The sequence below is a fragment of the Chromobacterium sp. INPA-IVC genome (assembly GCF_059047085.1).
Window position 1 is genome coordinate 359232 of the sequence record NZ_JBTNLS010000006.1, and the last position, 14130, is coordinate 373361.

At 62.3% G+C, this 14130-nt stretch carries 13 protein-coding genes; 6 read left to right on the plus strand and 7 right to left on the minus strand.

The window, feature by feature from the left end:
- The first annotated feature begins 44 nt into the window (after positions 1-44).
- From ACX17K_RS13470 to ACX17K_RS13485, 4 genes are read left to right on the plus strand one after another with little or no spacing between them, the layout of a single operon-like run.
- Complete coding sequence (locus ACX17K_RS13470) at positions 45-362, plus strand: hypothetical protein (RefSeq protein WP_493775184.1); 318 nt, start codon at positions 45-47, stop codon at positions 360-362.
- Positions 359-1093, plus strand: a complete 735-nt coding sequence (gene tadA, locus ACX17K_RS13475) for a tRNA adenosine(34) deaminase TadA (protein ID WP_493775185.1) — start codon at positions 359-361, stop codon at positions 1091-1093. The genes ACX17K_RS13470 and tadA overlap by 4 nt, the downstream gene beginning before the upstream one ends.
- Position 1094: 1 nt before the next feature.
- Positions 1095-1718 (plus strand): L,D-transpeptidase family protein, encoded by a 624-nt coding sequence (locus ACX17K_RS13480; protein ID WP_493775186.1) that lies wholly within the window; start codon positions 1095-1097, stop codon positions 1716-1718.
- Positions 1718-2131, plus strand: a complete 414-nt coding sequence (locus tag ACX17K_RS13485) for a DUF2721 domain-containing protein (RefSeq protein ID WP_046157175.1) — start codon at positions 1718-1720, stop codon at positions 2129-2131. Before ACX17K_RS13480 ends, ACX17K_RS13485 begins: the two co-directional genes overlap by 1 nt.
- Positions 2132-2192: 61 nt before the next feature.
- Here the strand turns inward: ACX17K_RS13485 and ACX17K_RS13490 are convergent, their stop codons facing one another.
- Positions 2193-2963 (minus strand): class I SAM-dependent methyltransferase, encoded by a 771-nt coding sequence (locus ACX17K_RS13490; RefSeq protein ID WP_493775187.1) that lies wholly within the window; start codon positions 2961-2963, stop codon positions 2193-2195.
- Between the two features lie 245 nt (positions 2964-3208).
- Here ACX17K_RS13490 and ACX17K_RS13495 point away from each other — a divergent pair, with 245 nt between their 5' ends.
- Positions 3209-5059, plus strand: coding sequence for a hypothetical protein (locus tag ACX17K_RS13495; RefSeq protein WP_493775188.1), 1851 nt, complete (start codon positions 3209-3211; stop codon positions 5057-5059).
- A gap of 49 nt (positions 5060-5108) precedes the next feature.
- Here ACX17K_RS13495 and ACX17K_RS13500 read toward each other — a convergent pair whose 3' ends face one another.
- The 4 genes from ACX17K_RS13500 to ACX17K_RS13515 form a co-directional block, all read right to left on the minus strand.
- Complete coding sequence (locus tag ACX17K_RS13500) at positions 5109-6635, minus strand: fumarate hydratase (RefSeq protein WP_493775189.1); 1527 nt, start codon at positions 6633-6635, stop codon at positions 5109-5111.
- Between the two features lie 233 nt (positions 6636-6868).
- Entirely contained in the window at positions 6869-7597 is a 729-nt protein-coding gene (locus ACX17K_RS13505) for an MgtC/SapB family protein (RefSeq protein ID WP_493775190.1), read from the minus strand.
- A 136-nt stretch (positions 7598-7733) separates the two neighbouring features.
- Entirely contained in the window at positions 7734-9380 is a 1647-nt protein-coding gene (locus tag ACX17K_RS13510; RefSeq protein ID WP_493775191.1) for an Nramp family divalent metal transporter, read from the minus strand.
- Between the two features lie 567 nt (positions 9381-9947).
- Entirely contained in the window at positions 9948-10844 is an 897-nt protein-coding gene (locus ACX17K_RS13515) for a DMT family transporter (protein WP_493775192.1), read from the minus strand.
- Between the two features lie 96 nt (positions 10845-10940).
- Here ACX17K_RS13515 and ACX17K_RS13520 point away from each other — a divergent pair, with 96 nt between their 5' ends.
- Positions 10941-11765 carry an AraC family transcriptional regulator gene (locus ACX17K_RS13520; protein ID WP_493775193.1) on the plus strand — a complete coding sequence of 275 codons (825 nt, stop codon included), beginning with the start codon at positions 10941-10943 and terminating at the stop codon, positions 11763-11765.
- Here ACX17K_RS13520 and ACX17K_RS13525 read toward each other — a convergent pair.
- Together ACX17K_RS13525 and ACX17K_RS13530 are read right to left on the minus strand one after the other, a co-directional pair.
- Entirely contained in the window at positions 11755-13170 is a 1416-nt protein-coding gene (locus tag ACX17K_RS13525; RefSeq protein ID WP_493775194.1) for a cryptochrome/photolyase family protein, read from the minus strand. The two genes, ACX17K_RS13520 and ACX17K_RS13525, sit on opposite strands and share 11 nt — an antisense overlap.
- On the minus strand, positions 13167-14117 hold the full coding sequence (locus ACX17K_RS13530) for a LysR family transcriptional regulator (protein ID WP_493775195.1): 951 nt from the start codon (positions 14115-14117) through the stop codon (positions 13167-13169). The genes ACX17K_RS13525 and ACX17K_RS13530 overlap by 4 nt, the downstream gene beginning before the upstream one ends.
- Positions 14118-14130 lie beyond the last annotated feature (13 nt).

Below are 14130 nucleotides of genomic sequence, written 5' to 3' on the forward strand. Positions count from 1 at the left end.
CCGGCAGCTTGGGCTGCAGCGGGTTTTGCGCATCGGCGTCGCCATTGACGGCGGAAGAAGCGGGGGAAGAAGGCTGGCTCGCGCCATTGGACAGCGCTGACGGAGAAAGGCTTTGCCGCCAGATGCTGGAGCTTGGCGGAGATGAGATCACGGACATGGGCGGACTTTCTGGTGTTTTCCAATCATATCGTCAGCATCGGCGATTTCTTTATGCCAATATCAGCCACAAGCGCATAAAAACTCCTTCTCTGCATGATTTCAGCGGAACCGGGCCTGGATGCTATCCCCCTGGTTTGGTTCACGGCGGGAAACACGCGATAATGACGGTATTGCCGCAACCCTCGCTCCGCCTGATCCCGTGACGCTCACCTCCCCCCCGCTGCCTCCCGCCGCCATCGCCTGGCTGGCCGAGCTGGACATCCATACCCGTCAGCAGCTGCTCGCTCGCGGCGCCGTTACCGCCTTTCTGCAGCTGAAAGCGGCAGGCCACACCGCGACCCGCCGTCTGCTGTTCGCGCTGGAGGCCGCCGCCCGCGGCGTGCATTGGCAGGAGCTGGCAGAAGGCGACAAGGCTGCGTTGCTGCGCCAGCTGTCCGACCACCCCCCGGTGGCCCTGCCCCCGCGCGGGGAAGAACGCCGGCGTTACATGGGCATGGCCAGGGCGCTGGCCGAACAAGCATCCGCCGAAGGCGAGGTGCCGGTGGGGGCGCTGGTGGTAAAGGACGGCGAGATCATAGGCCGCGGCTACAATCAGCCGATAGGCCGGCACGATCCGTCGGCGCATGCCGAAATGCAGGCGCTGCGCGACGCCGCCGCGCGCCTGGGCAACTACCGGCTGGACGGCTGCGACCTGTACGTGACGCTGGAACCCTGCCCGATGTGCAGCGGCGCCATCCTGCACGCGCGCATCGCCCGCGTGATCTACGGCGCCGCCGACGCCAAAACCGGCGCGGCTGGCAGTACGGTCGATCTATTCGCCGACGCCCGGCTCAACCACCATGCGGCGGTGTTCGGCGGCGTGGAGGCGGAAGCTTGCGCGGAGCAGTTGTCCGCCTTCTTCCGCCAGCGGCGCCGATCCGCCGGGGAGGAATGAAATGCGCGCGAGACTCGCCATCCTGCTGGCCTGCCTGGCACAGCCCTGCCTGGCCGCCGACGACGCGGCGTTTATCCTACAGGCGCAGACCGAAGGCCCGCTGCAAGCCACCTATCCCAATCCCCGCCATTACGGCTCGCCCTGGATCTGGGTGGGCGTCAAGTCGCAGACGCTGCGCCTGCTCGACGATTGGGGACGGGTCCAGAAGGAATACGTGGTGTCGACGGCGAAGAACGGCGTAGGCGAAACCAGCGGCAGCTACCAGACGCCGCGCGGCTGGCACGCCGTGTGCGAAAAGCTGGGCGGCGGCGCGGAGGAGAACACCATCATCTTCCGCCGCCAGGTGACGCCGTGGAAATACACGCCCGAGCTGCACGCGCAATACCCGAACAAGGACTGGATCCTCACCCGCATCCTGTGGCTGTGCGGCCAGGAACCCGGCCTCAACCAGGGCGGCAATGTCGACAGCTACGAGCGCGCCATCTACATCCACGGCGCCGGCGATCATGTACCATGGGGCCGGCCCAGCTCGCTGGGCTGCGTCCGCATGAAAAACCGCGATGTGATTGAATTGTTCGATGCCGCGCCCAACGGCACCGACGTATGGATAGACGAGAACTCCTGATGCACTCCGCACTGAACCTGGCCACCCCGGCCCTGCTGTTTCCCGCCGTCTCGCTGCTGCTCTTGGCCTATACCAACCGCTTTCTCGGCCTGGCGGGCATCATCCGCAACCTGTACGAGGAATACCGCGACAGCCAAGACCCGAAAATCCTGCGCCAGATCGGCAACCTGCGCACCCGGATCACGCTGATCAAGTGGATGCAGTTCATGGGCATCGCCAGCCTGTTCCTGTGCACGGTGGCGATGTTCCAGATCTATACCGGCTGGCAGGCGACCGGGGAAGTCACCTTCGGCGCCAGCCTGCTGTGCATGATCGCCTCGCTGGCGGTGTCGCTGCTGGAACTGGTGCGTTCGTCTGACGCGCTCAACATCCTGCTGTCCGACCTGCAGGCGGAATACGACCGCCGCCACTGACCCCCGCCGCAAACGAAAAAGCGCCCGCGATCGGGCGCTTTTTTACGTCCATTGAACTCGCTCAGCCGATCAGGCCAGCCGCGCCATCCTTGCGCGCCACCATCAAGTGCAGCGGCAGATCGACGCGCCGCACCTGGCTCCGCGGCCCCCAGGCCCGGGTGATGCGCTGACAGGAATCGTCGAGGATGCTCTCGCCCAGCGCCTGCTTGCACAGCTTGCTGGCCGAGGTGGTGTTGAGAAAGCCCAGGAAATGATCCAGCGTCCAGTCGCTGCTGATGGTGAAGCTGGGCGCTTTCAACAGCGGCAACGGGCAGCCGCTGCCGCGGAAGTCGTCCCACAGCAGCTGGCAGCGGCTGGACCAGAACGGCTCGATGATCGACCACAGCACGCTGCAGGCGCGGTCGATCTCCGGCGACACCACGCAATGATGGTAGCCCCAGGCGGCGAAAACGCCGCCCGGCTTCAGCACCCTCTGCATCTCCGGCCAGAACGACGGCAGATGGAACCAGTGCAGCGCCTGCGACACGCAGATCAGGTCGAAGCAATCGTCGTCGAATGGCGTGACCTCGGCCGGGCACTCGCGGTAATACACCTGATTATGCGGCTCGGCCGCCGACAGCTGCGACGAGCTGATGTCGGTGGCGTCGACGCGCGAGAAACTCTCCCCCAGCCTCACCGCGGTCTGGCCGCTGCCGGTCGCGCAGTCCCAGGCGCGCCCGCGCCCCGGACACAGTTGCAGCAGCCAATCGTACAGTTCCTCCGGATAGGATGGGCGAAAGCGCGCATACAGGTCCGGGTACAGATCGAAGGTGGCGACGGAACCGAGTTCCATATTCATTACTCGCTAGGTAGAAACACTAAAACAATGCCGTGAACATTTTCAGTATTTATGCCGTAAGTCAAAGATTTGCAAGATAAAAAACGAAAATATGCTGCAGACGATCTATCTGTGCCGCTTGTATGCAACACCACGCTCGCCATCCCATCCTCTTAACTTGCCACCCAAGCAGAATCTTTTACTCGCCAGCAAGCTATTTGTTCTAAATAGACCAAAAAAAATTAAATATGGCATAATAAATGCCATTTAAATTAAAAATACCTTCAATATCGGCATTTTTCCGTGAAACGCAGAAAGAAAGTGCGCACATGACAAGACTTGCACGCAAAATCCTTCCAATCATGACCGCCAGCATTCTGGCAGCCTGCGGCGGCGGTTCCGGCAGCAGCTCCGCTCCATCCCAAGGAGGCGGTCAGGCCAGTCAATACCGCGTCGCCGGCCAGGTTCAAAAAGGCCCGTTCATCTTCGGCTCCCAGATCTGGATTTCCGAACTGAACGACAAGCTATCCCCCACCGGAAAGGTCTATATGACCCAGACCAGCGACGATCTGGGCAATTTCAGCATCCCTGGCTCCGTGGACAGCAAGCTGGTCGAACTGACCGGTAGCGGTTATTACATGAATGAACTGAGCGGCACACTATCGACCGCTCCAGTCACACTGAACGCTGTGGCCGACCTCAGCATATCCAAGTCGCTGACCATCAACCTGCTGACCACGCTGCAAGCCCCTCGCCTGAAAACCTTGATGGCTAGCGGCAGCGACTATCAAACCGCCTACAGCCAATCTCGCAATGAAGTGCTGGCGGTATTCGGCATTGATGCCGGCAAAGTGGATAATCTGGGCTCGCTGTTTGACATGCGCATCAATGGAACGGCAGATCAGGATTCCATACTGTTGGCGACCTCGGCCATCTTGTCCAAAGTTGCCCAAAACCGCGACAAGGTGCCCGGTCCTGATGGCTGGTCTCACCCGTCGGCAGAAACTGCGGAGCTATCCCATTTGATCAGCACGATCGCCAGCGAGTTGGTCAGCACAGGCAAGCTTTCCTCTCAACCGTTATATGACCAACTCAAACTGGCCGCGACTCAGATCGATCTGGATTCAATCAGAAGAAACGTTGAGACCTATTACGCCGGCCGCGGCATCAAGGTGGTCGCGCCCAAATTTGAAGAGTGGGTCGACAAGGACAATAGCGGCATACTGCCAAGGCGGCTGGTTCCAGTTGCCGGCATCGGGTTCAATGATATTCAGGATGCCGACCCAACAACTGTATACAAAAGCAATTCGATCAAGATATCTGGAATTGGAGCAGGAAAATTCATTCCCGTCAATTTAACTGGCGGCACTACGCTGATTAAGAATGGAACGATATCCTCATCCACAACTACAGCAAAAGACGGGGATACGTTTGAAATTCAGGCAAGCGCTCCATTCTTTGGCAAAATCACCGAATCGACCTTGCAAGCCGGCAGCACACGAACCTTATGGAAAGTTGCTAGCAAGGCAACCCAATTGATGTACGACAATACCAACTCGTCATCGCCAACGAGCCCAAACTTCATTATAAGCACTGGTCTTAAATATGCGGCAACAGTCTTCAAGTCAGACTATGATTTCAATGCCAAATACCTAGGAATGGAAGCTGTAGAAGCAAGCGACTTCAACGTCTCCATCTATAGCGATGCAAATGGAGCCCCTGGCCAAGAGCTTGTTTCAAGCAACTCCAAGATCAATTTATTTGGGGAAACTCCCACTCCATCGGTAAAAAATGAAATCAAAAAAAGCTTTATTCAAAGCAGCCCTCAATTCTATTTGGGAAGCAATGGGATAAAGCTGGAAAAGGGGAAAATATACTGGCTAGTACTGAAAAGCAACACCGAAGACGGAATAAAACTCACTACAGCCCCCGGAGATCTCACGTACAATAACAATGGTGTAAATAATAGATATAGTCTAGACGGAAAAAACTGGAGCACTTGCCCGAATGGCTCGCCATTCGATGCATCCTCCCCCCCCAACTCCTATTCTTGCGGCTACATAGGCGCAGCCGGACTGTACTTCATTCCCAGCTTATGGCTAGCTAAGTAAAAAAACAGCCCGCGTTTTGCAACGCGGGCTGTTTTTCCAATCAAACGCCTCAAGCAATGGAGACAGGAATCTTGCCGATTTTCACCCGCCATTCCGCCGGGCCGGTGTTATGCACCGAGGTGCCACAGGAATCCACCGCCACCGTCACCGGCATGTCCTTGACCTCGAATTCGTAGATCGCCTCCATGCCCAGGTCGGCGAAGCCCACCACCTTGGACGCCTTGATCGCCTTGGATACCAGGTAGGCCGAACCGCCGACGGCCATCAGGTAAACCGCCTTGTTGTCCTTGATCGCCTCGATCGCCGCCGGGCCGCGCTCGGCCTTGCCTATCATGCCGAGCAAGCCGGTCTGCTCCAGCATCTGGCGGGTGAACTTGTCCATGCGGGTGGCGGTGGTCGGGCCGGCCGGACCGACAACTTCCTCGCGCACCGGATCCACCGGGCCGACGTAGTAGATGAAGCGGTTGGTGAAGTCCACCGGCAGCTTCTCACCCTTGTTCAACATGTCCACCATGCGCTTGTGGGCGGCGTCGCGGCCGGTCAGTATCTTGCCGTTCAGCAGCAGCACATCGCCCGGCTGCCAGCTGGCCACTTCTTCCTTGGTGATTTTGTCCAGGTCGACGCGCTTGCCGTTGGACGGGTCGTAAGTGATGTCCGGCCAGTCTTCCAGGCTAGGCGTTTCCAGATGCGCCGGACCGTTGCCGTCCAGGTGGAAATGGATGTGGCGGGTAGCGGCGCAGTTCGGGATCATCGCCACCGGCAGGGATGCCGCGTGGGTCGGGTAATCCAGGATCTTGACGTCCAGCACCGTGGTCAGGCCGCCCAGGCCCTGCGCGCCGATGCCCAGCGCGTTGACCTTCTCGAACAGCTCCAGACGCAGCGCTTCGACGCGGGACAACTCCTCGCCTGCAGCGGCCTTGGCCTTCAGTTCGTGGATGTCGACGTGGTCCATCAGCGACTCTTTCGCCAGCAGCATCGCCTTTTCCGGCGTACCGCCGATGCCCAGGCCGAGGATGCCCGGCGGACACCAACCGGCGCCCATGGTCGGCACCGTTTTCAGCACCCAGTCGACGATGGAGTCCGACGGGTTGAGCATCACCATCTTGGACTTGTTCTCGGAACCGCCGCCCTTGGCCGCGCAGATCACGTCCACCTGGTCGCCTTCGACGATCTCGAAGTGCACCACGGCCGGCGTGTTGTCCTTGGAGTTCTGGCGTTTGCCGGCCGGGTCCAGCAGCACGGACGCGCGCAGCTTGTTGTCCGGATGGTTGTAGGCGCGGCGCACGCCCTCGTTGACCATCTCCTGCACGCTGAGCTGGGCGTCCCACTGCACTTTCATGCCCACTTTCAGGAACACCACGGCGATGCCGGTATCCTGGCAGATCGGGCGGCGGCCTTCGGCGCACATGCGGCTGTTGACCAGGATCTGCGCCATCGCGTCCTTGGCGGCGGCGCTCTCCTCGTTCAGGTAAGCCTGGTACAGCGCGTCGATATAATCTTTAGGGTGGTAGCAACTGATGTACTGGAAGGCATCGGCAATGCTCTGGATGAAGTCTTCCTGGCGGATGATGGTCATAAGGCTGTCTCGAGAAACCGGGCGCCGGTGGGGCCGCCCGTGGATTACCCCGCCGCCGGCGCCTCATTCTGGCTACGCCCTGCGGCAACTAAAAACCTAATGTTGATTGTAACACCGTCTGTCATGAACTTTGACCCCGGACAAGGCGCGCGGCCGGCTATCCCGCCCGACATCGGACGCAAAAAAGCCGCCGGCGGTCAAAGGCCGCGGCGGCTCATGCCAAAAAACTTGCGTCACTCGCTGGTGCTGGTGTTCCAGTAAGCCTGGCTGATATAGGACTTGGCCGCCAACTCGGCGGCGATGCGGTCCAGCTCGTCCGAATCCACCGAAGTGGCCAACAAAGTGGCAGTCATCTCCACCTCATCGTCGCCGAAGGCTTCGACATCCAGATCCCCCACCGGATAATTGGCCTTTTCCAGCAGTTGGCCCACTTGGGCCAGCGCCTGCTTCTGCTCTTCGCGGGTGGAGATCACGCACAGCTGGTAAGTGACTTCGCTGGCGTCGTCATCTATCGGACGGCGGTTGATGGAATTGACCACCGGTCGCAGCAGCGTGTTCACCGCCAGCACGAACACCGTGGTCAGGATGGCCTGGCCCAGCATGCCGGCGCCGGCGCAAGCGCCGGTGGCGGCCGAGCCCCACAGCGTGGCGGCGGTGTTCAGGCCGCGCACATTCAAGCCCTCTTTCATGATGGTCCCGGCGCCGAGGAAACCGACGCCCGAAACCACATAAGCCACCACCCTCGACGCGCTGCCGGAGCCATCCAGTTGCAAGGCCATATTGACGAAAGCCGCGGCGCTGACCGCCACCAGCGCGTTGGTCCGCAAGCCGGCCGTGCGCTGGCGGTATTGACGCTCCAGGCCGATCACGGTGCCGCAGACGAAAGCCATCGCCAGGCAGATCAGCGAGTGCAGCAAGCCGAACCAATCCAGCTCGAACATATTGTGCAGGTTGTAATGCATGCGTCCTCCTTGTTATCCGGTTTCTTATAAGGAACATGCATGGTGGTTTTCCGTGAAAGCCACCATGCACCGGTCCCTAATAGGGCAAAAGCCGGCGCCGCTTTTACGCGGCACCGGCCCCACCTTAACCCGCCGCTCAGTGGCCGAGCAAGGCGACCTGCGTCACCTTGTACACCACCATGATGACAGCCACCACCAGATAGCCGCGCAACACGGCCATCCACATGCGGTTGCTGCGCGATAGCACCATCGGCTTCAACTGAGCCAGCGGCGGCATGCGCCAGGTGTGCATGTACAGCTTGGTCGGCTTGGCCTCTTCCGCCAGATCGGCGCCGGTTTCGGCGTCGCGGCGCAGCTTGACGACATGCGCGGCGATCACCACGATGCCCCCGACGATGCCACCGCCGACCAGTACATTGACGATGGTCTGGCTGGAGATGTCCGGCCACAGCACCGAAGCGGTCAGGATCACCGACAACAGCACCAGCACCGCCGCCACCAGGCCGGTGAACAGATTGGTCCAGCGGCCGTTCACCCATGGGCCCAGCACTTCCTTGTCGTTGCACAGCAGCAGCAGGAAGACCGAGGCGGACGGCAGCAACACGCCGGCCAGCGTTTGCACCGCGTTGGTCAGCAAGCCCAGCGGCACACCCGGAATCAGCACCAGCGCGGCGGCCCCGGCGATCAGCAGGAAGTACACCAGGTAGAAGGCGCGGGCGTCGGACGGCTTTCGGTGCAGCGAGTGCTTCATGTTCAGCACGTCGGCCAGCGCGTAGGCGGTGGACAACGACACCGCGCTGGCACCGATCAGGCTGGCGTCGATCAGCGCGACCGCGAACAGCACGCCGGCCAGATGGCTGTGGTATTTCCCCAGGCCCGCAGCGACCGCGCCGGCGTCCTGGAAATTGCCGAATTCCGGCTTGCCGGCGAACAGCGCGGCGGCCATGCCGATGATGGCGATGGCGCCGATCAGCACCAGCACGATGCCCAGCCACAGATCGGCGCGCTCGTACTTGATGAAGCGCGGCGTGATGCGCTTGTCGATCACGTAGCTTTGCTGGAAGAACAGCTGCCACGGCGCCACGGTGGTGCCGACGATGCCGATGATCAGCAGCATCACGTCGGACAGCTTGCCGCCCGCCGGCATGCCCGGCACGAACAAGTCATGGCCGATCTGCTCCATCGGCGGGTGCACCATCATGAACACCGGCACCAAGAGCAGGCTGAACACCACCAGAATCATCGAGAAGCGCTCGAAGCGGCGGAAATCGCCGGTACTGGCGGCCGCCATCACCAACAAGGCGGCGGCGACCACGCCCCACTCCTTGGGCAGCCCTAGATATTGCAGCGCCAGCGTGATGCCGATGAATTCGGTGACGATGGTCAGCGCGTTCAGCAGGAACAGGTCGATGGCGCTGAACGCGCCCCAGAATTTGCCGAAGCGCTCCAGGATCAGCCGGGCATGGCCGACGCCGGTGACGGCGCCCAGGCGCAGCACCATTTCCTGGTTCACGTACAGCACCGGGATCAGCAAGATCAGCGTCCACAGCAGCGAGGTGCCATAGTTCTGGCCCGCTTGGGCATAAGTGCTGAAGGCGCCGGCGTCATTGTCGCCGACCATCACGATCAGGCCGGGGCCCAGGATGGCCAGCAGCGTGCGCAGCCGCTGCCAGACGCTGTTGCGGGCGGCCACGTCGCCATGGCGGATGGTTCCGAAAGCGCCGCGGATGTCTCCGACGTGGGCGCTGTCGAGTACAGCTTCGTTCTTGACGTTATTAGTCATTGTCATCGTCTCCGAACAGGCGGCGCAAGCGGGGACCGCCCGTCGTTTTTCAAGCAAACGAAGGCATGCGGGCATGAGCGCGGCTGCGTCGGCCTGACGGACAAACGCCGGGCGTATGCAAACGCGAAGATGCGCAAACCTGATTTAGGCGTCCGACAGGGTTCGGTACGCGGTCATCAGCAGTAACGGTATATGGGGTAAGCACGCGGCCGCGGCGGAGTGGCCGAGCCTGGGATGCGCACTGTCTAGCCTCGCGGCAGGACAGCGGCCAATGAAATGGTGACGATGCCTTTGCCGGTCAGCACGACCCGGTGGATAACCAACTACTACTGCAACTTTCCAAGGCATCAGCCCCCAGTTATGAAAACGCCGCGATGGTAATCCTGGCGCGAAATAAACGTCAATAGCCTCATGACAACGCCTTTTTGCGCCGCAACACGGCCATGCGCAGCTATCTGCCACGACATGGCCGGCCATCGATCCGACACACGGATTTACCTTCGCTCTCGCACTATAAGCGCAATAAAACGCCACATCGCTCAGGTAAATTTTTGTTAATGGATTGTGTTATTTATTTACAAAAGCCATCTTTTTCGCGCTGCCCAGCTTCAGCATGCCCTGCCCCAGCGCCACGCCCAGCAGGATCAGGCCGCCGCCCAGCCAGTGGTAGTGATGGATGGTTTCGCCCAGCAAAACGCTGGCCAGCACCGCAGTGAACAGCGGCAGCAGGTTCATGAAAATGGCGGTGCGCTCGCTGCCCAGCCTCTGGATGCCGCGCATCCACAGATAGGCCGCCAGCAGCGAAGAACCAATGCCGGCGAACAGCACCAGGCCGATGCCCTTGGCCGGAATGGCCATGCTCTGCGCGGTCAGCGTCAACGGCAGCAGCAGCAATACCGCCAGGCTGGCCTGCAGATACAGATTCAGCCAGGCGCCGAACGGCGGCGCCCAGCGCCGCAGCAGGATGCCGTACAGCGCGTAGGATGCGGCGCCGGCCAAAATCAACGCGTCGCCGGTATTGACGCCATTGGCCAGCAGGCTCGTCGGATCGCCCTTGCCCAGCAGGTAAACCACGCCGGACAGCGACACCGCCACGCCCAGCCAGGCCAGGCCGCTCACCTTCTGGCGAAACACCGCGGCATTCAGCAACAGGCCCAGCAAGGGCACCAGCGCGGTGATCACGCCCATATTGGTGGCGCTGGTGCTGTGCGCCGCGTAGTAGGCCAGGCACTGGAACATCACCATGCCCAGCATCGCCAGCGCCAGCAGCTTGCCCAGCCAGGGCTTCAGCTCGGCGGCGCGGCGGCGCAGCGCGGGCAGGCAAAACGGCGTCAGCACCAGCGCCGCCAGCAGCCAGCGGTAAATGGAAATCGCAGCCGGGTCCAGCACTTGGGCGGCGGCCTTGGAAACAATGGTGTTGGCGGCCCAGATCAGCACCGCCAGCAGGGGAAACAGCATGGCCATCACAGCCTCCTTCGACTTTATCCCATCCATTCTAGATTCGTCCGTTATGGAGCATATAATTCAAAACGGACAAATCACTGGGGCAAACCGGACAATATGGACGCCGACAACCACGACGGCTACTTCGCCAGCGATCAGAGCCTGCTGGAGCCGGCGCCGCTGATATTCCGCTACCACCGCTTCACGCCGAAGAGCGAGTTCGCCCGCCATCGCCACCGCTGGGGCCAGCTCAGCCGCATCAATCTGGGCATGATGGAACTGCTGCTGGACGACCGACGCGTGGTGGCCACCGCGCAATACCTGCTCTGGACGCCGCCGGCCGAGCCGCACGCCGCCTACATCCACCAGGCGATGCACTACACCTCGATCTACGTCGGAGACGGGGTGGCCGCTCAGTTGCCGTCCTCCACCTGCCTGCTGGAGCAGACTCCGCTGGTGCGGGCGTTGCTGGACGATTTCAGCCAGCGCCAGATCACCGTGCCGGCCGAGCCATGGGACATTCGCCAGGCCGAGCTGCTGTGCCAGCGCATCCTGCAATCCGGCCGCGAAGCCAGCTACCTGCCCGACAGCCGGCAGCGCCTGCTGCAGCCGATACTGGACGCGATCCGCCAGGACCCGGCCGACGCCACGCCGTTGAAGGCTTGGGCGGAGCGCGTGTTCAGCACCGAGCGCACGCTGGCGCGGCTGTTCCAGCGCGAGCTGGGCATGAGCTTCGGCCAATGGCGCGGCCGGGCGCGCCTGCTGGAAGCGCTGTCCGGACTCAAACAGGGCGACAGCGTGCAGAACATCTCGGCGCGTCTCGGCTACGCCACGCCGTCGGCCTTCATCGCGATGTTCCAGAAACAGCTGGGCGACTCACCGGAGCGCTACCGCCGCCAATTGCTGGAAAGCGGCGGCTGGCCGGACGAATTCAACGCTTGAACAAGGCCAGCGCCAGCTCGCGCTGAACCGCGTGGTCGACCGCCGGCAGCGGGTAGTCGCGCCCAAGCTTCACGCCTGCGTCCGCCAGTTGCTCCGGCTTGGCCAGCCACGGCGCGTGGATCAGCTTGTCCGGCAGCCGCGCCAGCTCCGGCACGTAGCGGCGGATGAAGCGGCCGTCCGGGTCGAACTTCTCGCTCTGGCTGACCGGATTGAAGATGCGGAAGTAAGGCTGGGCGTCGCAGCCGGTGCTGGCCGCCCACTGCCAGCCGCCGTTGTTGGCCGCCAGATCGAAATCCAGCAGTTTCTCGGCGAAATAACGCTCGCCCCAGCGCCAGTCGATCAGCAGATCCTTGACCAGGAAGCTGGCCGCCACCATCCGCAAGCGGTTATGCATGTAGCCGCTGCGGTTCAGCTGGCGCATCGCCGCGTCCACCAGCGGGTAGCCGGTGCGGCCCTCGCGCCAGGCATCGAACCATTCAGAGTCATTGGGGAAAGGCAGCGCGTCGTACTCCGGCTTGAACGCGCGCTCCACCACATCCGGCCGATGCCACAGCACTTGCTGGTAGAAGTCGCGCCAGATCAGCTCGCTCAGCCAGGTCATCGCGCCCTCGCCGCCATCGTGCCAGGCATAGGCGGCCAGCTGACGGATGGAAATGGTGCCGAAGCGCAAATGGACGCTGAGATAGGACACGCCCTTGACGCCGGGAAAGTCGCGCTGGGTCTTGTAGCGCTCGATGCGGCCGGCGAAATCGGCGAACAGCGCCTCGGCCCCGGTCGCGCCAGCCTGGATGGGCAGGCTGGCCAGATCGCTGGAAGCAAAGCCGATGCCGGCCAGCGACGGCATCGCCTCCGGCCGGCGCGGCATCAAGGCGTCCAGATAGCGCCGCGCCGGATAGGCCTGCAGGTGGAACGGCGTCAGCTTCTTCAGCCAGGCGTTCTTGTACGGCGTGAACACCGAGAACGGCTTGCCCGCGCCGGTCAAGACTTCGTCGGTCTCGAAAATCACCTGATCTTTGCTGTCGTGGAAGGCGATGCCGCGCTCGGACAGCCGCCGCGCCACCTCGGCGTCGCGCTCGCGGGCGGCCGGCTCGTAGTCGCGGTTGCAGAACACCGCGTCGGCGCCCAGCTCCGCCGCCAGCCGCGGAATCTCGTCGACAGGCAGCCCCTGTCGAACCAGCAGGTCGCCGCCCAGCTGGTTCAGCTCGGCCTTCAACGCCGCCGCGCTCTGCCAGATGAAATCCACGCGCCGGTCGTCGCGCGGCAAGGCGTCCAGTATCGAGCTATCGAACACGAACACCGGCAGCACAGCCTCGCTGCGCTTCAGCGCGTGGTAGAAGGCGGCGTGGTCATCCAGCCGCAGGTCACGGCGCAGCCAGACCAGTGCTTTGCCTATAGTCTTGCTCATAGCGGTTTCCCATTTGGCAATGCCAGCAAAGATGCGGGCAGGCCGCGATCCCACAAGGGCAGATCGCCGCCCAGCTTCTCTTCGAGAAAATCGATGAAGACCCGCGCCTTGGCCGGCAGACGCCGCCGCTCGGGATACACCGCATGGATGGCGTGGCGGGGCAAAGGATAATCCGTCAGCACCGCCTTGAGCCTTCCTGCCGCCAGATCCGGCCCGACGATGAAGGTGGGCATTTCACAGATGCCCAGGCCGGCCAGCAGCGCGTCGCGTCGCGCCTCGCTGTTATTGACCTGGTAATTGCCGCGCGGCTGGACGCGGATCTCGCCTTGCGCTCCCTGGAACAGCCAGCTGGCGCCGCCGCGATAATAGGAATAGGCGATGCAGTTATGGTTGGCCAACTCCGCCGGGTGCCCAGGCTCGCCGAATTGCGCCAAATAGTCCGGCGACGCGCACATCCACACCCGGCACGGCGCTAGACGGCGGGCCACCATGCTGTTGTCCGGCAGATTGCCGATGCGCACAGCCAGATCGTAACCATCGGCCACCAGGTCAACCATGCGGTCGTCCATCGCCAGATCAAGCTCGATGCCGGGATGGCGGCGCAGAAACTCCGGCACCAGCGGCGATAGGTGCAGCCGGCCGAAAGCCATCGGCGCGCTGACGCGCAGTAAACCGGCGGCCTGGCTTTGCAGGCCGGCCGCCGCCTCCTCCGCCTCGACGGCGAGGGCCAGCGCGTGGCGCACGCTGTCGTAATAGCGCTCTCCCGCCTCGGTCAGGCTCAGGCTGCGGGTCGTGCGCTGCAGCAGCCGCACATTCAAGCCCGCCTCCAATTGCTGCACCCGCTTGCTGACGGCGGATTTGGTCAAGCCCAGCTTGGCTGCGGCGGCGGAAAAGCTGCCTGCCTCCACCACGGCGACGAATACGGGTATCGCGGCGAAATGCTCCATTTAATTGTCCACT